At 40.6% G+C, this 22,682-nt stretch carries 15 protein-coding genes and 2 pseudogenes; 10 read left to right on the forward strand and 7 right to left on the reverse strand.

The features are described from left to right. Positions 1-38: 38 nt before the first annotated feature. Positions 39-955 (forward strand): annotated as a pseudogene (locus HMPREF9189_RS12205) (ISL3 family transposase); the annotation flags it as partial. Positions 956-1,011: 56 nt separating this feature from the next. Here the strand turns inward: HMPREF9189_RS12205 and HMPREF9189_RS02735 are convergent. Further along, positions 1,012-1,926 carry a LysR family transcriptional regulator gene (locus tag HMPREF9189_RS02735; RefSeq protein WP_001049303.1) on the reverse strand — a complete coding sequence of 305 codons (915 nt, stop codon included), beginning with the start codon at positions 1,924-1,926 and terminating at the stop codon, positions 1,012-1,014. A 128-nt stretch (positions 1,927-2,054) separates the two neighbouring features. Then, the gene (locus HMPREF9189_RS02740) at positions 2,055-2,405 is read right to left on the reverse strand and encodes a helix-turn-helix domain-containing protein (RefSeq protein ID WP_000208710.1); all 351 of its coding nucleotides are present in this window, start codon (positions 2,403-2,405) and stop codon (positions 2,055-2,057) included. 358 nt (positions 2,406-2,763) lie between these two features. Between HMPREF9189_RS02740 and HMPREF9189_RS02745 the strand changes: the two genes are divergently transcribed. Beyond that, complete coding sequence (locus tag HMPREF9189_RS02745) at positions 2,764-4,389, forward strand: malolactic enzyme (RefSeq protein ID WP_000123928.1); 1,626 nt, start codon at positions 2,764-2,766, stop codon at positions 4,387-4,389. Positions 4,390-4,466: 77 nt separating this feature from the next. Further along, positions 4,467-5,414: an AEC family transporter gene (locus tag HMPREF9189_RS02750; RefSeq protein WP_000051818.1), complete on the forward strand. Its 948-nt coding sequence runs from the start codon at positions 4,467-4,469 to the stop codon at positions 5,412-5,414. A 465-nt stretch (positions 5,415-5,879) separates the two neighbouring features. Here the strand turns inward: HMPREF9189_RS02750 and HMPREF9189_RS11920 are convergent. After that, positions 5,880-6,029: pseudogene (locus tag HMPREF9189_RS11920) on the reverse strand (site-specific integrase); the annotation flags it as partial. A gap of 147 nt (positions 6,030-6,176) precedes the next feature. Between HMPREF9189_RS11920 and HMPREF9189_RS02755 the strand changes: the two are divergent. From HMPREF9189_RS02755 to HMPREF9189_RS02780, 6 genes are all read left to right on the forward strand, one after another. Beyond that, positions 6,177-6,689: a GNAT family N-acetyltransferase gene (locus tag HMPREF9189_RS02755; protein ID WP_000624243.1), complete on the forward strand. Its 513-nt coding sequence runs from the start codon at positions 6,177-6,179 to the stop codon at positions 6,687-6,689. 265 nt (positions 6,690-6,954) lie between these two features. After that, positions 6,955-7,641 (forward strand): XRE family transcriptional regulator, encoded by a 687-nt coding sequence (locus HMPREF9189_RS02760; RefSeq protein WP_000284662.1) that lies wholly within the window; start codon positions 6,955-6,957, stop codon positions 7,639-7,641. A 3-nt stretch (positions 7,642-7,644) separates the two neighbouring features. Further along, a complete protein-coding gene (locus HMPREF9189_RS02765; RefSeq protein WP_000540280.1) occupies positions 7,645-9,060 on the forward strand; it encodes a Y-family DNA polymerase in 1,416 nt (471 codons plus the stop codon). Beyond that, positions 9,057-9,419, forward strand: a complete 363-nt coding sequence (locus tag HMPREF9189_RS02770; RefSeq protein WP_000567208.1) for a hypothetical protein — start codon at positions 9,057-9,059, stop codon at positions 9,417-9,419. The genes HMPREF9189_RS02765 and HMPREF9189_RS02770 overlap by 4 nt, the downstream gene beginning before the upstream one ends. Further along, positions 9,412-9,696: a DUF5960 family protein gene (locus HMPREF9189_RS02775; protein WP_000197000.1), complete on the forward strand. Its 285-nt coding sequence runs from the start codon at positions 9,412-9,414 to the stop codon at positions 9,694-9,696. Before HMPREF9189_RS02770 ends, HMPREF9189_RS02775 begins: the two co-directional genes overlap by 8 nt. A gap of 112 nt (positions 9,697-9,808) precedes the next feature. After that, on the forward strand, positions 9,809-10,597 hold the full coding sequence (locus tag HMPREF9189_RS02780; RefSeq protein WP_000900121.1) for an ADP-ribosylglycohydrolase family protein: 789 nt from the start codon (positions 9,809-9,811) through the stop codon (positions 10,595-10,597). Positions 10,598-10,741: 144 nt separating this feature from the next. Here the strand turns inward: HMPREF9189_RS02780 and HMPREF9189_RS02785 are convergent, their stop codons facing one another. Then, positions 10,742-16,678 carry an alpha-L-fucosidase gene (locus tag HMPREF9189_RS02785; protein WP_001083126.1) on the reverse strand — a complete coding sequence of 1,979 codons (5,937 nt, stop codon included), beginning with the start codon at positions 16,676-16,678 and terminating at the stop codon, positions 10,742-10,744. Between the two features lie 341 nt (positions 16,679-17,019). Continuing rightward, entirely contained in the window at positions 17,020-17,496 is a 477-nt protein-coding gene (locus HMPREF9189_RS02790) for a glutathione peroxidase (protein WP_000203076.1), read from the reverse strand. Positions 17,497-17,718: 222 nt separating this feature from the next. Between HMPREF9189_RS02790 and HMPREF9189_RS02795 the strand changes: the two genes are divergently transcribed. Next, positions 17,719-20,916: an LPXTG-anchored hyaluronate lyase gene (locus HMPREF9189_RS02795; RefSeq protein ID WP_001193588.1), complete on the forward strand. Its 3,198-nt coding sequence runs from the start codon at positions 17,719-17,721 to the stop codon at positions 20,914-20,916. 125 nt (positions 20,917-21,041) lie between these two features. Here the strand turns inward: HMPREF9189_RS02795 and HMPREF9189_RS02800 are convergent, their stop codons facing one another. Then, complete coding sequence (locus tag HMPREF9189_RS02800) at positions 21,042-21,671, reverse strand: bifunctional 4-hydroxy-2-oxoglutarate aldolase/2-dehydro-3-deoxy-phosphogluconate aldolase (RefSeq protein ID WP_000167290.1); 630 nt, start codon at positions 21,669-21,671, stop codon at positions 21,042-21,044. A gap of 9 nt (positions 21,672-21,680) precedes the next feature. Next, positions 21,681-22,682, reverse strand: a complete 1,002-nt coding sequence (locus HMPREF9189_RS02805) for a sugar kinase (protein WP_000161494.1) — start codon at positions 22,680-22,682, stop codon at positions 21,681-21,683.

The following is a 22,682-nucleotide window of genomic DNA, read 5'->3' on the forward strand; positions in this document are numbered from 1 at the left end:
AATGAAAAGAGACTAAACAACTCATTAGAAAGAATCATATGGAACAATTACATTTTATCACAAAACTGCTTGATATCAAAGATCCAAACATCAAGATTGTAGATATCATCAATATGGATACACACAAGGAAATCATCGCTAAATTGGATTATGATGCTCCATCTTGTCCTGATTGCGGAAAGCAAATGAAGAAATATGACTTTCAAAAACTTTCTAAGATTCTTTACCTTGAAACGACTGGTATGCCTACTAGAATTCTTCTTAGAAAGCGTCGTTTTAGGTGCTATCATTGTTCGAAAATGATGGTCGCTGAGACTTCTATCGTCAAGAAGAATCACCAAATCCCTCGTATCATCAACCAAAAGATCGCTCAGAAGCTAATTGAAAAGACTTCTATGACCAATATTGCTCAGCAGATGGCCATTTCAACTTCAACTGTCATTTGAAAGCTCAATGACTTCCACTTTAAGCATGATTTTTCGCATCTTCCTGAGATTATATCATGGGATGTTGAAACAGTTAGGGAAGTGACTGTTTCAATCGGGAGATGAAGATGAGTTTCATTGCGCAAGATTTTGAAAAGCTCGATATCATCACTGTTCTTGAAGGAAGAACACAAGCTGTCATCCGAAATCACTTTCTTCGCTACAATCGAGCTGTTCGTTGTCAGGTGAAAATCATTACTATGGATATGTTTAGTCCCTACTATGAATTAGCTAAACAGCTTTTTCCATGTGCTAAAATCGTTCTCGATCGTTTTCACCCTTCGTTATTATATTTCTGAACTCAGGCTAAAACAGTCCAGTGGACTGTTTTACTCCAACACTTAAGTCGTGTGCGTGTCCAAATCATGAATCAGTTTGAGCGAAAATCTCATAAATATAAAGCCATCAAACATTACCGGAAGCTCATTCAACAGGATAGCCGTAAATTGAGTGATAAGCGATTTTATCGCTCTAAACATCAAAAAAGAAAGGACGAATTTCGTCCTTTCTCGAGCTTAGCTTTTCTTCAATCTACTACAGTTGACAAAGAGCCAAGTTCTTTTGGTTTGTATAGTTTAATAAAATTAAATAAATCCTCTACTTCTGATGACAGTGTAGCTGATTTAAGGTGAGCGTAATAAACTGTAAATGTGATCTGGTCCTCCGGTATTAGAGGGATTTTTATTAAATCATCATCTTCATCAGAGAGTGCGATATCAGCTAGTAAACTAACGCCAATCCCTTTCTTTAAAAGTTCTTTAAGAATGACAATGTCGTCACTCTTGAAGAATATTTCTGCCCTGTTTTGATACTTCTGATTAAGAAGTTCAAAAGCTTTCAAGTGAACAAAATGTTCGTCTAAAAGGATAAAGGATTGATCTACTAAATCTTCAAAAGTGAAGGAAAGAGCAGTAGCAAGAGGATGGTTCTTAGATAAAACGACATACAGTTCTTTATGAAAGAGTTCATGTGTCTCTATTGAAGGATGATTGAGTGGTTCAATCAAACCGAGTAGGCTTGCATCAAGGTCTCCCTTGATGAGAAGGTTTAATAACTCTACGGAGCCACCGCGGATAGGGCGCACCTTTTTTAAAAAATCGAATTTATCTTTTTCGTTTAAGGCGGCAAAGAGATACTGAATGATAATAGGAGGGAATCCTACAGTAGAGTATTGTGACAAGGAGCGATTAATTTCTTTGCGAGTAGAAATAACCTCGGGTAAAATCAGTTCAGTATGCTTCAGAAGGATTTGTCCTTGAGGAGTTAGTTTGAAGGAACGATGAGAGGGATCGTGGTGAATCAATTTGCAGTTAAAGGATTCCTCTAAGCGCTTGATGGCATAAGAAATAGATGGTTGGCTGACTTTGTGTTGTTTTGCTACTTCCGTATAGGATTGGACTTGGCAGAGATCATAAAAATATTGTAGATCTTTTAAATTCATATGGGCTCACTTTCATTAGTTGGAGAATGGGAAATATGTGGAAATCACCAGATAAATAATTTTTATCCGTACCCTACAATTTGACTATATGAGTAGTCACCAGTTAAAATATAAGTGAGTCAGGGATATCATAGATTATCTAAGATACTTTCAAAAATGACCAACATCTTTTCTCGTTTTTCAACAGGAAGTTGTTTAATCTTCATGTTCAATCTCTTTAGTGAAAGATTTTCAGTCTTATCAGAGGTGGATTCAAGGCTACTAAAATTGAAAAACTCCTCTGGGGTCATCTGTAAGGCATCAATCACTTTTTCTAGACTGTGAATGGTCAGATTCACATTTTGGTTTTCAAGTTGATTGATATACTTAAGCCCGAGCCCCGCTTGTTCCGAAAGTTCTTCCTGGCTCATTTTTTTCTGTGTTCGAAAATATTTCACTTTTTGGGAAATATATTGTTGTAAATAGTTTTTAGTTGTCATATAAATAGAATACAAGTTTTGTATGACAAAAAAACACCCTAAAAAATACAAAGTATTATATAACAAACTTATATGATATTTATTTTAATTCGGATTGCCAATTTGTATGATTAGTTTCTTTTACTCGAAGCTTTTAGTAAAGAGTGATCATCGAGAGTTTTATGAGTTCAGAACCTTATAAAATATAACAACTTAAAGTGCCATTAACAGTGGTGTTTTAAGTATAAAGAGCTTATTAGAAAATTGTCTTCGTAGACTCATTATAACATATGCGTACACGATTGTATTTTTTAAAAAACAAAGTTTTCTAAATAATTCGTTTTAAGTGGTATAATAGAAGTAAAAAGGAGGTTGCACTATGACTGCACATGATATTTTAAACAACCCTTTCCTCAATAAAGGTACTGCCTTTACCTTAGAGGAGCGGAAGGAACTAGGTCTTATTGGTTTACTGCCACCGTATGTTCAAACGATTGAAGAACAAGCGGCGCAAACTTATGCACAAATGCAAACAAAAGCCAATGATTTGGAAAAGCGTCTTTTCCTAATGGAAATTTTTAACACGAACCGGACTCTTTTCTATTACCTCTTTTCTCAACATTTGGAGGAATTCAATCCAATTGTATATGATCCAACTATTGCAGATACCATTGAAGGCTATAGTGACCTCTTTGTAGATCCACAATATGCGGGATATCTTGATATCAATCATCCTGAAAATATTGAAGCCACTTTGAAAAATGCTGCTGGGAATCGCGAGATTCGTCTCATTGTTGTAACAGATGCAGAAGGAATCCTTGGAATCGGTGACTGGGGAACAAATGGTGTCGATATTTCTGTTGGGAAATTGATGGTCTATACTGGCGCTGCTGGAATCGATCCTTCTATGGTCCTTCCTTTAGTCATTGATGCAGGGACTAACCGTGAAGAACTTCGGAACAATCCTAATTACTTGGGAAATCGTCACGAACGGGTCCGCGGAGAACGTTACTACGACTTCATTGACCAATTTGTTCAAACAGCAGAACGTCTCTTTCCTAAACTCTACCTTCACTGGGAAGACTTCGGTCGCTTAAATGCTGCTAATATTCTTGAAAAATATCGGAAACAAATTCCAACTTTTAATGATGATATTCAAGGCACAGGAATCGTTACCTTGGGTGGTATCTTTGGTTCACTAGATATTAGTGGTGAAAAATTAACAGATCAAGTTTATCTCTGCTATGGTGGTGGTACTGCGGGTGCAGGGATTGCTTCTCGTGTTCTTCGTGAAATGGTGAGTGAAGGTCTTTCTGAAGAAGAAGCTTATAAACGTTTCTTTATGGTTGATAAACAAGGTCTTCTCTTTGATGACATGGATGACCTAACTCCTGAACAAAGACCGTTTGCTAAGAAACGGCCAGATTTTCCTAATGCTGATAAATTAACAGATTTATTAGAAGTCGTTAAAACTGTTAAACCAACTATTTTAGTAGGAACTTCAACTCAGCCAAATACCTTCACTAAAGAAATAGTAGAAGCTATGTGCGAAAATACTGAACGTCCAATGATCTTCCCATTATCAAATCCAACCAAGCTGGCCGAAGCAAGCGCCAAAGATTTGATCGAATGGTCAGATGGCAAAGCTTTTGTCGCAACAGGAATTCCTGCTGATACGGTCTCTTATAAAGGTGTAGACTATGTGATTGGTCAAGCCAATAATGCCTTGATTTACCCAGGTCTTGGTCTAGGTATGTTAGCTTCTGAAGCAAGTCTTTTGACAGATGAAATGATTGGAGCAGCGGCTCATTCATTGAGTGGTATTGTCAATCCAGGTCAACCAGGAGCTCCTGTCTTGCCACCATTCAAGTATGTAGCAGATGTTTCCATTAAAGTAGCAGAAGCAGTCGCTAAAAAAGCGCAAGAACAAGGTCTTGCACGTGCTAAAGAAACTGATATGGCTAAAGCAGTTCGTGATTTGAAATGGTATCCAGAGTATAAATAATTCATTGCTGCTGTCTATCCTTCACTAGCGACAGATTTGTATGGGCTGTGGACTTAAGTAATATAGAAAGGATACCTATGTCACTCTTTTTAACCTCGATTACGAGTATCATTCCGATTATCGCTATCATTGTTTTGGGGTATATTCTTCAGGTGAAGGGATGGTTTGGAGATGCCTTTGGACCTAACCTATCTCGTTTGATCATGAATGTAGCCTTGCCAGCGTCAATCTTTGTGTCGGTGATGAAATACCTAACACTAGATAAACTAATCAGTCTTTCTGGAGGTCTCCTTTATACATTTGTGGCCTTTATCTTGGGCTATATCGTAGCTTATATTGCAGTTATGGTTTTCAAGGTTCGTCCAGGACGGCGAGGAACCATGATTAATACCTTTGTGAATGCCAACACTATTTTTATTGGTTTACCTTTAAACGTTGCTCTTTTTGGGAATCAGGCTCTTCCTTATTTCTTAATTTACTATATCACCAACACGATTTCCACCTGGACATTGGGCGTGTATTTGATGACGAGTGACAGTAAATCGGGTCAAAGCAAGGAGACAAGTAAATTTGACTGGAAGAAATTGCTACCAGCTCCGCTTGTAGGTTTTCTTGTCGCCCTACTATTTTTGATTCTTCGAATCTCTATTCCAGATTTCGCAACGAATACCTTAACCTATGTTGGGAATATCGTCACTCCCTTATCTCTGATTTATATCGGTATTGTTCTTGCAAAGGCAGGCTTGAATACGATTGCTTTTGATAAAGATACAATTGTCACTTTGGTTGGACGCTTTATCCTAGCTCCTCTGATCATGCTTCTTGTATTGAAGTTCTTTGCCCCAAATATGGCAACAGCAGAATTTAAGACCTTTATGATTCAGTCTGCTACACCAGCTCTAGCAGTTCTTCCAATCCTTGCCAATCAAGGAAAAGGGGATGTGGAATTTTCTACGAATGTGGTGACTCTAAGTACGGTTCTATTTATCGTTGTTATTCCAATATTACAAACTTTGTTAGGATAAGAAGGAAGAGGATAGGATTGAAAGTTCTGCGTTAAGAAATTCCCCTATTTAAAAAATATTGATTCAAATTTTATGAAATAAATAAGTGGTTTTAGTTCTGAAAAGCCTTGATATTACGCTATTTTTAGTCCAAATGAAACTCATACTTTCCAAACCAGGTCTTAAGAAAGCTCGTAAAGCATCACAATTTAGTAAACGTTAATTCGAAAGAATTACTATACTTACAAAGAGCATCTTTTGGGGTGTTCTTTTTGTACTTTCATACTAAATTGGTGCAATTGACACAGTTGTTGCGACTTTAGTCGATTACAAATGTGGCTGCAACCTGACAGAGTCAGTTGCCTCAAAACGTTAATCAATACGATACTATCAACGTTTCAAAGCACTCAAAAGTTTACCTTATGGGTGCTTTTTTCGTGTTTTTTTTGAAAAGTTTACCTCAAAGTTCACCTTATTTTTACCTTGTTGTTTTAGAGACTTTAAAGCAAATTTTCCAACAGCCATTGGAATCACATTAGAAGTGTTAACATAGGTCTTAGTTGTAATCGTATCACTATGGGTTAGCGCTTCAGAAATTTCTTCAAGCGAAACTCCAGCTTGTTTTGCTGGTGTGGCGCTTGAACATTATGCTTATCCATAGTATTTTGTGTTATAATGTAGAAACTATACAGAAAATAAAAGAATCTCTTTAAATTCTGTAAATTTCACTTTGTGTAAACATGAGAAAATTTGAGTGTGGATAATGATGGGAGAGGATTTGTAATGATCAGTTTAGAGCTGTTGTCTGAAGAAAATAGTCTAGACGTCTATTCTTTTGAAAAAGAAAATCGAGAGTATTTTGAACGAAATTTACCTCCTAGACCAGCTAACTATTTTGATTTAGAAGGTTTTAAAGAAATTACAAGGGAATTGTTAACAGAGAAAGATAGTCATGATACATACATGCATCTTATTAGAAATTCGCAAGGTGTTATGGTTGGGAGAATCAATTTAAGTGTCTTAGAGAGTGATCGAAATACAGCAGAACTTGGGTATAGGATTGGGAAAAATGTTAGCAATTTAGGTTATGCCAGCGAAGCGGTTAAGCTCGTTTTAGACAAGGCCTTTACGACTTATGGTTTCAATAGAATCATTGCAGGAACGGCAACAGGTAATCTAGCCTCTCAGAGGGAGCTTTTAAAAAATGGCTTCACCTTTAGTAGGGTTATAGAAAATGACTTACAAATTCATAATGAGTGGGTTCATACAGCAGTATTTGAGATAAGGAGACCATAATATCATCAATTCCGGTCTATTAACAAGGTTAATGGAGGCATCAATCTTTCCAGACATTTAAGAATTTACTCTTGGATGTCTTTTTTTGTTCAAAATAGATAAGTGTTGCTGTTTAAACTTGATTTTCCCAGTGGACAATCGTCCACTTTTTTTATATAATAAAACTAAACCGAATTGGTTGAATTTCGGAAATGTAAGCTCAATCATCAATTGATCTTTCTAAGGGAGATAATGTCCATTAAAGCATCACACTAGGAGGTGAATCATGTACCAACCAGAAAAACTCAAGGCTCGGAGAAAAGAGTTAAAATTGACACAGAAGGAAATTGCAGAGGAATTAGGGATTAGTTTTCAGGCTTACTCCGCTTGGGAACGCGGGATTAAGGAACCATCCAAGGAGAAGGTTGCTCAACTAGAGAAGATTTTAAAAGTGGCAAAAGGCTATTTTACTCAGATTGAGATCGTCCGTCTCTACAATAGCCTTTCCAAGCAAGGGAAGGACAAGGTTGTGCTTTATGCTCGCAACCTAGCTCAAGAGGAACAAGCCCAGAAGGTTATGGATATGCCAAAACGACTCTACGAATATCGTGTCTATGAACGCATGTCAGCAGGGATCGGGGCTTCGGTCTATGATGATCGGAATTTTGATACGGTTTACTTTAATGAGGAACTAGCCCACGATTTTGCTTCCTGGGTGGCTGGGGACTCCATGGAACCTAAATATCAAAATGGTTCCGTGGCTTTGATTCGAGAGACCGGATTTGATTATGATGGGGCGGTTTATGCAGTGGTTTGCAACAACCAGACCTATATCAAACGGGTCTATCGTGAGGAAGATGGCTTGCGTCTGGTCTCTATCAATCCCAAATACAAGGATATTTTCATCTCCTATGAGGAAGATCCTCGGATTGTGGGGATTATCGTTGGGAATTTTGTGCCGATGGAGGGCTAGCTCATGGGCTACTTTGATTATTCCAGAGAGCCCAAAAGTGATATTGCCTTTGTCGATATGAAATCCTTTTATGCCAGTGTCGAGTGTGTGAAAAGAGGCTTGCATCCGCTGAAGACCTCACTTTGTGTCATGAGTCGCGCGGATAATTCAACTGGCCTTATCCTAGCCTCCTCTCCCATGTTTAAGAAGATTTTTGGCAAGTCCAATGTTGGTCGGGCCTATGATCTGCCCTTTGATATCAAGACCCGCAAATTTTCCTACTATAACGCCAGAAAGCAGGGGTTGCCTACAGATTCAGACTATGTGCGCTATATTGAAGATTGGGCTCAAGTCACCTTGATTGTCCCTCCTCGGATGGACGAGTATATCGCAGTCAATATGGAAATCCAGCGAATCTTTCAAAACTATGGGAGTCCAGAGGATATTTATCCTTACTCTATCGATGAGGGCTTTATTGACCTGACTAGTTCGCTCAACTATTTCATCCCAGACAAGAATCTCTCTCGCAAAGACAAGCTAGATATGCTTTCTGCTCGTATCCAGAGGGATATTTGGAGGCAGACAGGGATCTACTCTACGGTGGGTATGTCCAATGCCAATCCCTTACTGGCCAAGTTGGCACTGGATAATGAGGCCAAGCACACCCCGACCATGAGGGCTAACTGGTCTTACCAAGACGTGGAAGAGAAGGTTTGGGCCATTCCCAAGATGACGGACTTTTGGGGGATTGGCAGGCGGATGGAGAAACGCTTGCATGCTCTGGGGATTTTTTCCATCAGAGAATTAGCTACAAGCAACCCAGACCAGCTACAGAAAGCTCTCGGTCAGGCTGGCCTGCGTTTGTGGTTTCATGCTAATGGGATTGATGAGAGCAATGTTCACATGCCCTATAAAGCCAAGTCTCAGGGATTAGGAAATTCTCAAATCTTGCCGAGAGACTACGTGAAGCTACGGGATATCGAAATTATTCTCCGAGAAATGGCGGAGCAGGTGGCTATTAGACTGAGAAGGGCGGGAAAGAAAACAACCCTTGTCTCTCTCTATGTTGGTTTCTCTAAACAGGAGGTCAGGCCGTCTATTCATACACAAATGAAGGTCGAACCGACCAATAATACAGCTGTCTTAACGGATTATGTTTTGAAGCTATTTCATAGCAAATACACTTCTGGAGCGGTCAGAAGTGTCGGAGTCAACTATTCAGGATTTGTGGATGAGTCCTTTGGCTTGATCTCCCTCTTTGATGATGTTGACAAGTTAGAAAAAGAAGAAAGGCTCCAGACGGCTATTGATGCCATTCGGGAACAATTTGGTTTTACCTCTCTCTTAAAGGCCAATGCACTGGAAGAAGCCTCTAGGAGTCTTGCCAGAAGCAAGCTGATTGGTGGGCATTCTGCTGGAGGATTAGATGGATTACAATGATTGATCGTTCTTATTTACCTTTTCAATCTGCGCGAGACTATCAAGATCCAGGGATGCAGAAGTGGATGGGCTTTTTCCTCTCAGAGCATACTAGCTCGCTTGGTGAAGAAAAAAATCGTGTTGATTTTTCGACGAATTTGAATTTAGTTGAGAAGCTACGCTTGCTTTCTCAGCTTTATGTTGCTCAATTAAAGGGATGTTTTGTTGTCAAGGAAAGAAAGCAAAAAATGACGATCATCGGTAAGGTGAGCGAATTATCACCTCAAACTCTATCTATTAGGACAAATGAGGGATATAGGCTGGTAGAGATTGTAGATATCCTCGAAATTCGACTGTGGGAGGAGGAAGTTTATGACTAGAAAAGAGCTGTATGAAAACAAACTACAGATGGATTATTTTTCAGATAGTTACATCCGCTTTGAAGAGGATTTCCAAAAATACTCTGCCATGAATGTTCCCTTGACTTTTTTGATCGATGATATCCTACGAACCATGGCAATGAATCAGAAGAACTACTTCGTCTTAAACAAGGAAAATGCCAAGGATGGGCGAGAGCATCGCTTTTATTTTAGGGTAGTGACAGAAAAAGAGTGCCCCAGAAATCGAACCTATGCATATATGGGACTGCAAGCATAGAGCCTGTCCAAGTCTCTGAAAAATGTCTAAATATGCTATAATAAAATAAATTTCAAAAGAATTTAATTGATTCTATTTTCATAAGAGTAGAGAATATTGCAGGAGGTAAATCATGCTAGGAGCGGTTATTGGAGATATTGTTGGTTCTCGATTCGAGGCGGATAATCATAAAAGCAAAGAGTTTGATTTGTTCACCCAGAATTCTTGCCCGACCGATGATAGTATTATGACTTTGGCGGTTGCTAAAGCCTTATTGGCCAGTAAGGAAGACTGGAGTCAACTGTCAAAAAATTCTGTCAAGTATATGCAGAAAGTCGGCCGTCATTATCCCGATTGTGGTTATGGAGGTCACTTTTTCCATTGGATTTTTTCTGAGGATCCTCAATCCTATGGTAGTTATGGTAATGGCGCCGCTATGCGCATTAGTGCTGTCGGTTTTGCGGCAGAAAGTATAGAGCAAGCCAAGTCTTTGTCACAAGCGGTTACAGCAGTGACTCATAATCATCCTGAGGGCATAAAGGGAGCTGAAGCGACGGCTGTAGCAATTTTCTTGGCACGAAATGGTGCTAGTATGGATGAAATCAGGGACCATATTGATAAGAATTACTATCCTATGGACTTTACTCTGGACGACATCAGAGAGGATTACACTTTTGACGTGACTTGTCAGGGCTCTGTTCCCCAAGCCTTAGAGGCCTTCTTTGAGTCTGAAAATTTCGAGGATGCTATCCGAAATGCGATTTCCATCGGAGGAGATAGCGATACTATCGCTGCTATCTGTGGAGGGATCGCTGAAGCTTACTATGGCATTCCTGAAGACATTAGACAAGAGGCTTTGACTTTTTTAGATGACCGTTTGCTTGAAATCGTAGTTGACTTTGAAAATACCTATCCTCAATGATAACCTTAGTTTAGAATTTTATACTAAAACATCCATATAAATTTATGGATGTTTTTTATTTTCTAGAGATAGAAAAAGAGAAGACCAGATGGTCTTCTCAACGGGGGAACTGAATAATTAGAAAGAATCAATCAAAGAGGGTTATTAGTCTTTGAAATTCTTTTGGAAGATGAGGAGAGACAAGATTGAAGTAATGGCTGCCAAGAAGAGGAAGGCAGTTGCTTCTTGTTCCCCAGTTGCAGGGAGTTCTTTTTCCTTTTCTTCTTTGACCGTAGCTGTAACAGGAGCTTTTTCATCTTTTGCTGATGAATTATCTGTTACGGCTGGAGTCGGTTTTTCAGTCTCTCTTGGTAGAACATACTCAGGAAGAGTCACAACTGGTGGCGCTTCTGTACCAACTGAGCTTTGTTTGCTACCTACCTCAATCACTCGATCTTGAGCTGGAGTTGCTTCTGTTTGGAGAACCTTGCGATTGTCACCGTCCACTTCAACATACTCAACTAAAAGACCGTCTTTTCCTTCTGATAGAACATGCTCTTTTCCTTTGTCTAATTGGGCATTTTCGCGACGGATAGTCTTGAACGGCACTGGTTTATTGACAATTTCCAAACTTGGAAGTGTAAAGACAAGATCCTTGACTCCTTCTTCAGGACTTAAAGAAGTAATTGGTTTTTCTGGTTGAGCTGGTAGAGGGTGCTCAGGAAGAGTCACAACAGGTGGCGCCTCTGTTCCTACTGAACTCTCTTTAGTGCCCACCTCAATCACTCGCTCTTGAGCTGGAGTTGTTTCCGTTTTGACAACCTTGCGATTGTCACCGTCTACTTCAACATACTCGACTAGGATACCGTCCTTACCTTCTGATAGAACTTGCTCTTTTCCTTTGTCTAATTGGGCATTTTCACGACGGATAGTCTTGAACGGCACTGGTTTATTGACAATTTCCAAACTTGGAAGTGTAAAGACAAGGTTCTTAACTCCTTCCTCAGGAGATGAAGAAGTAATCGGTTTTTCAGGTTGAGCAGGTTTCTCAGGTTGAACTGGAGTTTCAGGTTGAGCAGGTTTTTCAGGCTGAGCTGCTTCGAGCTTGCTGATTTGTTCGAGAGCAGTTTCTAGCGCTTGATTGACTGCTTCCTGAGTCTTAGCTTCTTGGATCGCAGCAATGGCTTGATCTGCAATTTCAACTAATTTCTTCTTAGCTTCGTTGTTAGAACCAAGCTCACCGACTTTTTTCTCGATAGCTTCAGTCAAGCTAGCCATAGCTTTATCGTATTCAATTTCCGGTTGTTTTGGTTCAGCTGGCTGGTCAGGTTTAGAAGGTTCTTCAGGCTGTTCAGGTTGATCTGGACTAGGTTCCTCTTGCCCTCTTTGATAGTTTTCATCCTTGGATAGGATATCTTGTAAGGCACTGACTGTCAACATGACTTCTTGAACATCCACAGCTTCGGTACTAAGTTGGTTTCTCAATTTTTCTAGATTTGCTTGGAAAGCTTGACGTGCAGTAGCCGTATTTTTCAAACCTGCTGGATCAAAGTTTGACAGATCATCTTTCCATTTAGAGATAGACTGGATGATATCTGCCTTGCTGTAGAGTTCACTACCTTCGCCACGAGTGATGAATTGGTCTACCTGAATACCGATATTTCGAGACAAATCGTTTCGATCAGGATCGAGTTGAAGGGTGACTGCGTGCAAGTTTTCGTCCAGACCTTTTAGGCTAACCAGCGTTTGATTGCCTTGGCGTTGGGTAGCGTGACCGCTAAAGTATTTCTTACCATCAATAGTCGACGCATTTCCCATGCCATCTTGATAAGGAACTTCTTTGCCATCTAGAAAGACTTTATAGATACCATGATTTGGATCGACATATCCCTTGATATCAAGACCAGTACCGTAGAAGTATGCTGTTACGGTTGTCTTTTTCTTTTGCTCATCAGTTAAGCGACCAAAGGAAGCCCAAGACTCCGTCTTTTGGTACTTGTCTGCGGAATTGGTTTCATGGTGCCAGCCAGGACTGTAATCCAACTGACTAGCTTGGTCATCATAGCTTGTTTGATCCTTAATTAGCAATTCGGCTTTCATCACCTGAATCGTTGCATCAGTAGCAAAACCGAGCAAGGCACCATCAGAAACAGAAGTGAGCTTGGCTTTGAAGTCAAATACAGAGTCGGCTTGTTCTGTAAAGTCAATCGTTGGTATGGTAACAGTCTTTTCTGTTTCTCCATCTTCAAAAGTCACATCTTGAGTTGTATCTTGGTAAACCTTACCGTGAACCCCAGTTCCAGGTTCCGTGATGAAGCGAACAGTAGCAGTTCCCTTGCTTCCACCAACACGTTTAATCTTAACAGTGACTGGTTTTCCTTTTTCGACTTCGTAGTTGGTAGACTCGAGTTCGAACATTCCCTTGCTATCATTGTTTAGGGTGTAGATTCCTTCTGTAGCAATTGGTTCGCCTGTTTTGTTTACAAGAGTAATAGTGTGTTGGCCTGGTGCTAAATCACCTGTCTCAAAGACTTTTTGGCTACGTTTACGGCTAGCGTTCTTAGTTTGCACATCCGCAACTTTTTGGCCATCAACATAAACGGACATTTCTCCATGACCTGGATCGACTGTAGAGACGACATAGGCCTTGGTTCCTGTGAATGTATAGCTTACTTTGGCATCTTTTTGATTGGTCCACATAGAAGTGCCACGAACACCTTCAGATTCATTGTACCAAGTTGTACCGGCTGTATCCGCTGTTGTGTTTGAGTGGTATTCAAGTCCAAGAGGGTAGCCATCTGTCTTTTCAATGCTGCTTGGTGTCTTGTAGACTGAGAAGTTGGTCAAGATTGGAGTTGCTTGAGCACCAGTGATGGTTACACGGATTTTTTGTGCTTCAACAGGCTTACCTTGAATCAAGCGACGGTAACCAACAGTTGAACCTTCACCGTAAGTCACCCAGCGACCGTTGATTTCAACTTCAATCTTGAAACCAGAGATACGTTGACCTTTGGCGATATCTTCTTTGAGTTCGACAACGTCAAAGCGTCTCTTTTGCCCTAAATCGACTGTGAAACTACCAGTTGTGGCATCATTTGAGAGCGCCCAGCTAGTATCATCTTTACCGTCAGTCAGGTGACTTTCTTTATAGAGGTGGTTCTGACGAGTAGAACTTGCTGTTACAGTGGCACCTTTGGCAAAGTCAGTCGCATACATTTGGTCTAGAGTTGCCTTGAATTCCTTCAAGCGAGCTACATCTGCATCTGCGAATTTTCCTTCTTTGTTTGGTGGAATGTTGAGAAGGAGTGGGGTTCCACGACCAACAGACTTGAAGTAGATGTCCATCAACTCTTTGAGTGATTTCGGCTGTTGATTGTCATGGTAGAACCAACCAGAACGGATCGAAACGTCAGCTTCCCCCACAGAGTACATATCACCATCTGGGTCACCATGGTTGAGGTATTCGTTTTTCACATCGTCTGTGATGTTGGCTCTTTTCACTTTATGCCATACAGGGTCACCTGCGATTCCCCGTTCATTTCCGATCCAGCGAACGCTTGTCGGTTGAGCAGAGAAGATAGCGATATCTCCTTCAGCTTCTTTGATGTATTTGAACCACTCATCAAAAGTATAGGTTACTTTTTGGGCACCGCTACCACGCGCACCGTCCATCCAAACTTCGATGAATTTTCCTTTATTTCCGTATTTTGGATTTCCAAGGATTTCTTTCAGTTGGTTGAGATAGTATTGGTTGTATTCTTTTTCGGTTGCGACATGGTATTTAGGATGGTTGGCATCCCATGGTGACAAGTAAACACCCATATTCATGTCATACTTGCTAGCAGACTTGGAAACTTCTTCGAGAAGGTCACCCTTACCATCTTTCCATGGGCTAGCAGCTACGGTATGGTTGGTGTACTTAGATGGGTAAGCAACGAATCCGTCATGGTGTTTAACAACCATAATGGTTCGTTTGAAGCCCGTTTCCTTCAGAGTACGAATCCACTGGTCAGTATCCAAGTTAGTTGGATTGAAGTATCGAGGGTCTTCTTTCCCATTTCCCCATTCAGAATTGGTATAAGTGTTCATTCCGTAGTGGATGAAGGCCGCCAATTCTTCCTTGTGGTAATCGAGTTGAGCCTTGCTTGGAAGAGGCCCATGATTGCCAATCTCGGTTTCCTTATCTTCTGGATGAGCTACTGGTGGTGTTGGAGTCGTTGGATTAGCTGTATTAGCGACTGGCTCGTATTCAAAGACGACCTCATTCACCCCTTTTTGCTGGATAGTTGCTTCCAAGCTAGCTTTTACTGGACGGTAGCCAGCAATGTCTTTTGCATGGAAGGTGTTGACAAAGGAAACGTCATACTCTTGGCCGTCATTGTTATCAACTGTCGCTTCCGCTAGTTCAGTAGTGGTTCCTTTTTGACGGTAGTAAACTTTGAAGGAGCCTTTGTTGACTTTATAGACCACCTTGATGACACGTGTACCGGCAGGCGCTTTGCTGACAACATTGTGCTCTTCAGCCCAAGCATCTTTTAGTTGTTTATTGACTGCTACGCCATCAATGGATACAATTTCGTATTTGTCTTTATTCTTCTGATAGAAGTCCGTTTTCTCGATTTCTTTTTTGAAATTATAGTCAAATGGCGAATCAACAGCTGTCTGTTCGATGAAGGTATCATTATCTTTGACAGGATTTCCTTCTTCATCTTCGTGTTGAATAACAACACGACCGTATTCAACTCCCTTGGTCAAGGTAGCAATCCCATCTTGATTGAAGGAATATTCGTTGCTTCCGATAACAGCTTTCTCATTCCGAAGCATACGCCCCTCATCAGTAAAGTAGTAACGATTTCCGTTGTCTCCCTGGTACCAGCCTTTCACACCATATTTGGCAATCAAGTCCTTCACCCATTTCAGTTGTTCAGGTGAAAGGACGAGTCCGCCACCAAAGCGATCCTTTTCAGGAACACCATTGTCAACGGTTCCGTGTTGGTGAACCCCCAGAACTTTTCCTTGGCTATCCACAATTCCACCACCAGACAAACCAGATACAGAAGTGGTTTGGTAGGTGATACCGGTCGTTCCCTTATCATCATAGGATTCAACAGTTCGGATGGTCCCATCTGCCTTGTAAAGCTGACCGGCTAGGATAGGTTGTTTCAGTTCTTTTGAGCTCGAGTCAGTTGGGTAGCCAATCGTACTGATGGCTTCTCCCGGCTGATGCGTCTTGTGATCCGCTAAAGGTGCAAAGGTTGCTGCTTTGTTTGGACTAGCAATCGGAAGAGGAATAGGAGCTTCTACAAGAGCAAGGTCGTTCTTATAGCCTTTTCCAAACTCTTTCTTATTCCAGAAATGGATGTCCTTTTCTCTAAATAGAACCGTAGTTCCAGAAGATGGAAGTGAGTTTTTCTTTTCGCTGTTTGAACCAACGTTATAGTAGAACTGGGCAGATTTTCCACCACGAATGTGACCTTCGCCAGTTTCTTTATTGGCTTCTAGGAAGTTATGTGCAACGGTAAGAATCAGGTTAGGGGCTACAAAGATACCAGATCCTGAAACGAGGTAGCGTTGCTCTCCTGCATTGTAAGTGCTGTAAACCATAGTAGCAGCAGTCGCAGGTTGTCCCTCGTAGTTGATGTGTTTGAGGTCTTGACCACCGTTAATAATAGCCCGGTTTCCATTCTCAGCTTCTTTTGGAGCTTCTTCCTTATCCTTTAGAATGCTCTCAGTTTCTACCTTTGGACTAGCTTTCTTGTCAACGATAGTTGTCGTGTCGAGTTCTTTGACAGGTGTGTCTGGATAGGCACGGTCTTGAATTTCTTCAGGGAGCAAGTCAGCACTGTTGGTATCGGTAGCAGGTGTTTCTTGTTTTTCAGCTTCTAAACGGCCTTCTTTTTTGACTGGTTCAGCCTTGCTTTCTTCTATATCTGCGACTTGTTCAATTTGCTGATCTAAATTGGATGTTGCGGTAGGAGACGTTTCGTCTGCACGTACGGTTCCAGAAGCAAAAAACGCCAGTCCGACGATGACAGAGGCCACACCTACAGTCAACTTCCGAATGCTAAATGTTTGCCCTTTTTCAAAAAGGTATCGATTCATAATGTACTCCTAGTTTTTAGAAAGGCAGTCAGCTACTGCCCGAGCCCAAGTCTGACTTGGTTGTAACTTTATTTAATGAAAAAACTCTCTGGTAATTTGTAAGCCACCTTACCTCCTGTTTATAAAGCGCTTTCATTTTGAGGTAAAAAATTTAAAAGGTCATTTCTCCCTTAAAATGACTGAAAACTCTTAATATAACAAATATACTAAATTAATAAAAGAATTGCAATAGCGAAAAAGCAAAAAATAAATATAAATTAAAGAAAATAAGTTACTTTTTAAAGAAAAAAAGCATCCTTTCAAGTCTCAAACTAAATGAAAGGACACGTTTTAAAAAGAAATTAGAGTATCTTTTGGAGAGACTCTTGGATGGTTTGGGGGTCTGTTTTGGAAGAGAAGCGCTCAAGGACTTGCCCATCTCGACCAATGAGAAACTTAGCAAAATTCCATTCGATTCGTTTTCCTAGAGGACCAGATTTCTGGTCTTTTAGCCAAACATAAAGAGGATCTGCTTCCTTGCCGTTGACCTTGATCTTGGCAAAGCGAGGGAAAGTGGTCTGATAGTGTAGATTACAGAAGCTATTGATTTCCTCTGCGCTGCCGGGTGCTTGTCCCATAAACTGATTGCAAGGGAAATCCAAGATTTCAAAGCCCTGATCTTGATAGCGTTCATAGAGTTCTTGGAGCCCTTGGTACTGGGGCGTTAAACCACATCCAGTAGCAGTGTTGACAATCAAGAGAACTTTGCCACGATAGCTATCCAAGGGAGTTACTTGGTTGTTTTGGTTTAAAACGGAAAAATCATAAAGTGAAGTCATGAGGGCCTCTTTTCTTTTTCTACATTGTAACAGTTTTTACTTCTTCCGTCGAGTCGGATGGAAGATATTATTGAAGAATAAGCCCTCAATATGATAGAAACCGTTTACAAATAACTTTAAAAATGGTATGATTTAATTAAACCGGTTTACTTAGTTGCTATAAATCTCTAATTTGAGATTTAGTTCCTATTGATTTTACAATATATTTATTGGAGTGTATACATGCAAACAAAGAAGCTTATTGTGAGTTTGTCTTCACTTGTTTTATCAGGATTTTTATTAAACCATTATATGACAGTTGGAGCGGAAGAAACGACTACGAATACCATTCAGCAAAGCCAGAAGGAAGTTCAGTATCAGCAAAGGGATACAAAAAATTTAGTTGAAAATGGTGATTTTGGTCAGACGGAGGACGGAAGCAGTCCGTGGACAGGAAGAAAAGCTCAGAGGTGGTCAGCTTGGGTAGACCAGAAGAATAGTTCTGCAGATGCCTCAACTCGAGTTATTGAGGCTAAGGATGGGGTTATCACTATCTCAAGCCATGAGAAATTAAGGGCAGTGGTTCACCGTATGGTTCCTATTGAAGCTAAGAAAAAGTATAAACTGCGTTTCAAGATTAAAACAGATAATAAAGTCGGGATTGCCAAGGTTCGTATCATTGAGGAAAGTGGTAAGGACAAGCAATTGTGGAATTCTGCAACAACGTCAGGAACAAAGGACTGGCAGACCATTGAAGCAGACTATAGCCCGACTTTAGATGTTGATAAAATCAAGCTGGAGTTATTCTATGAAACGGGAACTGGGACTGTTTCTTTTAAGGATATTGAGCTGGTAGAGGTAGCAGACCAGCCTTCTGAGGATTCTCAAACAGATAAACAGCTTGAGGAAAAGATTGATTTACCAATTGGGAAAAAACATGTCTTTGCTCTTGCGGACTATACTTATAAGGTAGAAAATCCTGACTTTGCTTCAGTCAAAAATGGAATTTTAGAACCTCTTAAGGAAGGGATAACCAATGTCATTGTCAGTAAAGATGGCAAGGAGGTGAAAAAGATTCCTTTGAAGATTCTAGCCTCTGTTAAGGATGCATACACAGACCGTTTGGATGACTGGAATGGCATCATCGCTGGGAATCAATACTATGATTCTAAAAATGAACAGATGGCCAAATTAAACCAGGAACTGGAAGGAAAGGTGGCTGATAGCCTATCCAGTATTTCAAGTCAGGCGGACCGCACCTATTTGTGGGAAAAATTTTCAAATTATAAAACGTCTGCGAATCTAACTGCCACTTATCGGAAATTGGAGGAGATGGCCAAGCAAGTGACCAATCCTTCTTCTCGTTATTATCAAGATGAAACCGTTATTCGAACAGTCAGGGATTCCATGGAATGGATGCATAAACATGTCTACAATAGTGAAAAGAGCATTGTTGGGAATTGGTGGGATTATGAAATCGGTACACCTCGTGCCATCAACAATACCTTGTCTCTGATGAAAGAATACTTCTCTGATGAGGAAATTAAAAAATATACAGATGTGATTGAAAAATTTGTGCCAGATCCCGAACATTTCCGAAAGACGACTGATAACCCATTTAAGGCTCTGGGTGGAAACTTAGTGGATATGGGAAGGGTAAAAGTTATAGCTGGTTTACTGCGCAAGGATGATCAGGAAATTTCGTCGACCATTCGTTCAATTGAGCAAGTGTTCAAGTTGGTAGATCAAGGTGAAGGTTTTTATCAAGATGGATCCTATATCGACCACACCAATGTTGCCTATACGGGTGCTTATGGGAATGTCTTGATTGATGGCCTGTCTCAACTGTTGCCAGTCATTCAAAAGACCAAGAGTCCAATCGATAAAGATAAGATGCAAACTATGTACCACTGGATTGATAAATCGTTTGCTCCTTTGCTAGTGAACGGAGAGCTGATGGATATGAGCCGTGGACGCTCTATCAGTCGTGCAAATAGCGAGGGGCATGTGGCCGCAGTAGAAGTACTAAGAGGGATTCACCGGATAGCGGATATGTCTGAAGGAGAAACCAAACAACGGTTGCAGAGTCTTGTGAAGACCATTGTTCAATCGGATAGTTATTATGATGTCTTTAAGAATTTGAAGACTTATAAGGATATCAGTTTGATGCAATCTTTGTTAAGCGATGCTGGAGTCGCAAGTGTTCCAAGAACCAGTTACCTATCTGCCTTTAATAAGATGGATAAAACAGCCATGTACAATGCAGAGAAAGGGTTTGGATTTGGCTTGTCACTCTTTTCCAGTCGTACCTTGAATTACGAACACATGAACAAGGAAAACAAACGTGGTTGGTATACGAGTGATGGGATGTTCTATCTTTACAATGGCGATTTGAGTCACTATAGCGATGGCTACTGGCCGACAGTTAATCCATATAAGATGCCTGGTACGACAGAGACAGATGCTAAGAGATCGGATAGTGATACAGGTAAAGTTCTACCGTCTGCTTTCGTTGGAACGAGCAAACTAGATGAGGCCAATGCGACAGCAACCATGGATTTCACTAACTGGAATCAAACACTGACTGCTCATAAGAGCTGGTTTATGCTGAAGGATAAGATCGCCTTTTTAGGAAGCAATATCCAAAACACTTCAACAGATACTGCTGCAACTACAATTGACCAGAGAAAACTGGAATCAAGTAATCCATATAAAGTCTATGTCAATGATAAAGAAGCCTCCCTCACGGAACAAGAAAAGGATTATCCTGAAACCCAAAGTGTCTTTTTAGAATCGTCCGATTCGAAAAAGAATATTGGTTACTTTTTCTTTAAGAAGAGTTCAATTAGTATGAGTAAGGCTGTTCAAAAGGGATCTTGGAAGGATATCAATGAAGGACAGTCAGACAAGGAAGTTGAAAATGAATTTCTTACGATTAGTCAGGCTCATAAGCAAAATGGGGATTCTTATGGCTATATGCTCATCCCTAACGTGGATCGTGCCACCTTCAATCAAATGGTAAAAGAGTTAGAAAGTAGCCTCATCGAAAATAACGAAACCCTTCAGTCTGTTTATGATGCCAAACAAGGAGTTTGGGGCATTGTGAAATATGATGATTCTGTCTCTACTATTTCCAACCAATTCCAAGTCTTGAAACGTGGAGTCTATACCATTCGAAAAGAAGGGGATAACTATAAGGTTGCCTACTATAATCCTGAAACCCAGGAATCAGCGCCAGATCAGGAAGTCTTTAAAAAGCTAGAACAAGCAGCTCAACCACAAACTCAGGATTCAAAAGAAAAGGAAAAATCTGAAGAGAAAAAGAACCATTCGGATCAAAAAAATCTCCCTCAGACAGGAGAAGATCAGTCAATCTTAGCAAGTCTAGGGCTCTTGCTACTTGGGGTGATTTATCTATTCCGCAGAGGAAAGAACAACTGATTTGCTCATCATCTAGATGAATCACGTGGAACCGTAGAAAATAGAAAAATCCGAAGAAGGTAAAATGTCTTCGGATTTTTCTTTTTAAAAAGGATAAGTGTTAACTTATCCTTTTTCACTTCATTTTATCTGAGTGTAACATACTGTTGGGCAATCTCGCTGATGCGGTCAAAGTCGCCTTGGGAAGCGAGTTTATTGAGTTCGCCACCAATTCCAACGGCGTCTGCACCAGCAGCGAACCATTGAGGAATGTTATTTAGGCCGACTCCTCCGGTTACCATTACGGAAACTTGTGGGATCGGTGCCTTGACTGCAGAGATATATGATGGACTGAGAGCACTACCTGGGAAGAGTTTGATGATTTCACTACCGGCTTCAAGTGCAGTCGTTATCTCTGTGAGGGTAATACAGCCTGGAATGTACGGTGTGCTGTAAAGATTGCACATTTTTGCAGTTTCAGCATGGAAAGATGGAGAAACAACGTAATTTGCTCCGGCTAGAATGGCATCTCTAGCAGTTACGGCATCAAGCACAGTACCTGCACCGATACAAACACTCTGATCGTCCTGATACAAGTCTACAAGTTCCTTGATGATTTGCCCTGCATACTGATTGGTATAGGCAATTTCAATAGCTTTGATACCGCCCTTGATACAAGCAATCGAGGCTTGTAGTCCTTCTTCCTTTGTATTTCCTCGAATGACAGCGACAATTTTTTGTTTTTTTAGTTCAATAATCGTATCTGATTTGGTCATGTAATTCTCCTAACGAATGATATCTTGTGCATTTTCCAGTAATTTTTCAATACTAGCTGCGGGAGTGGAGAGATGGTCTCCTGGAAGAGTACATTTGAGAGTTGCGCTCGCAACTGCAAAGTCAATGCTAGTTTTTAGGGAGGAATGATGGAGTAGTTGGTAAAGGGCACCAGAGATAAAGGCATCCCCGCTACCAACTCGTTGATAGACTGCAGTTTTTAGTTGGACAGACTCTTCAAATCGTTCTCCCAGAGCATAGGCTTGATAGACATTTTTGTCTTGCTCATCACTAGAGCGGAGGGTATGGAAAATGGCCTTGAAACCATAGGCTTCTTTTAATTGTCGCATGCGATTTTCCACCTCTTTTAGGCTGGCTCTGTCTCTTGGGAACATCTCTAGATTTTGGTCATCAATCATGAGAGGATCAATACCAAAGCAATAGTCAGCGAAACGTGCAAACTTAGAAAATTCATACTTGGCTTCTAGGACTGAAATCATCTTTGTTCTCAGATTGAGATCCATTGAAACGATAATCCCTAGGCGCTTGGCTTCTTCCAAGAGTAGGAGAAGGAGCGTACGGACCTCTTGACCGATAGCTACAGTGATTCCACTAAAATGAAAATGGCTAATCCCCTGAAAGAGAGAATCCATATCTAGCATGTTTGGTCGAATCTGGCTGATACTCGTATGTTTGCGGTCGTAGAAAACTTCACTTTGACGACAACCAAAGCCGTTCTCTAAATAGTAGAGGCCGATTCGATCGCCAAGCCGACAGATTGAACTGGTATCGATTTGGTGCTGTTTCAAGAATGTGAGAAAACGATCTCCAATCTCGTTGGCAGGGAGTGCGGTAAAGACTTTTGTTGAGATACCCAGGGCTTGCAAATTACAAGCGATGTTAATTTCTGATCCGCCAAAATAAGTCGAACTGGCAACATGATCGCCGATACTGGTGGCATCTAATGGTGAGATTCGAATTAATGGTTCGCCAAACAGTAATATTTTCGTCAT

Origin of the sequence: Streptococcus sp. oral taxon 071 str. 73H25AP (assembly GCF_000146755.1) — a bacterium.
Taxonomy (GTDB): Bacteria; Bacillota; Bacilli; order Lactobacillales; family Streptococcaceae; genus Streptococcus; species Streptococcus oralis_T.

Bases quoted from the DNA above. Each gene is read 5' to 3' on its own strand.
- HMPREF9189_RS02735 (WP_001049303.1), bottom strand. From the start codon at position 1,926: ATGAATTTAAAAGATCTACAATATTTTTATGATCTCTGCCAAGTCCAA.
- HMPREF9189_RS02740 (WP_000208710.1), bottom strand. From the start codon at position 2,405: ATGACAACTAAAAACTATTTACAACAATATATTTCCCAAAAAGTGAAA.
- HMPREF9189_RS02745 (WP_000123928.1), top strand. From the start codon at position 2,764: ATGACTGCACATGATATTTTAAACAACCCTTTCCTCAATAAAGGTACT.
- HMPREF9189_RS02750 (WP_000051818.1), top strand. From the start codon at position 4,467: ATGTCACTCTTTTTAACCTCGATTACGAGTATCATTCCGATTATCGCT.
- HMPREF9189_RS02755 (WP_000624243.1), top strand. From the start codon at position 6,177: ATGATCAGTTTAGAGCTGTTGTCTGAAGAAAATAGTCTAGACGTCTAT.
- HMPREF9189_RS02760 (WP_000284662.1), top strand. From the start codon at position 6,955: ATGTACCAACCAGAAAAACTCAAGGCTCGGAGAAAAGAGTTAAAATTG.
- HMPREF9189_RS02765 (WP_000540280.1), top strand. From the start codon at position 7,645: ATGGGCTACTTTGATTATTCCAGAGAGCCCAAAAGTGATATTGCCTTT.
- HMPREF9189_RS02770 (WP_000567208.1), top strand. From the start codon at position 9,057: ATGATTGATCGTTCTTATTTACCTTTTCAATCTGCGCGAGACTATCAA.
- HMPREF9189_RS02775 (WP_000197000.1), top strand. From the start codon at position 9,412: ATGACTAGAAAAGAGCTGTATGAAAACAAACTACAGATGGATTATTTT.
- HMPREF9189_RS02780 (WP_000900121.1), top strand. From the start codon at position 9,809: ATGCTAGGAGCGGTTATTGGAGATATTGTTGGTTCTCGATTCGAGGCG.
- HMPREF9189_RS02785 (WP_001083126.1), bottom strand. From the start codon at position 16,678: ATGAATCGATACCTTTTTGAAAAAGGGCAAACATTTAGCATTCGGAAG.
- HMPREF9189_RS02790 (WP_000203076.1), bottom strand. From the start codon at position 17,496: ATGACTTCACTTTATGATTTTTCCGTTTTAAACCAAAACAACCAAGTA.
- HMPREF9189_RS02795 (WP_001193588.1), top strand. From the start codon at position 17,719: ATGCAAACAAAGAAGCTTATTGTGAGTTTGTCTTCACTTGTTTTATCA.
- HMPREF9189_RS02800 (WP_000167290.1), bottom strand. From the start codon at position 21,671: ATGACCAAATCAGATACGATTATTGAACTAAAAAAACAAAAAATTGTC.
- HMPREF9189_RS02805 (WP_000161494.1), bottom strand. From the start codon at position 22,682: ATGACGAAAATATTACTGTTTGGCGAACCATTAATTCGAATCTCACCA.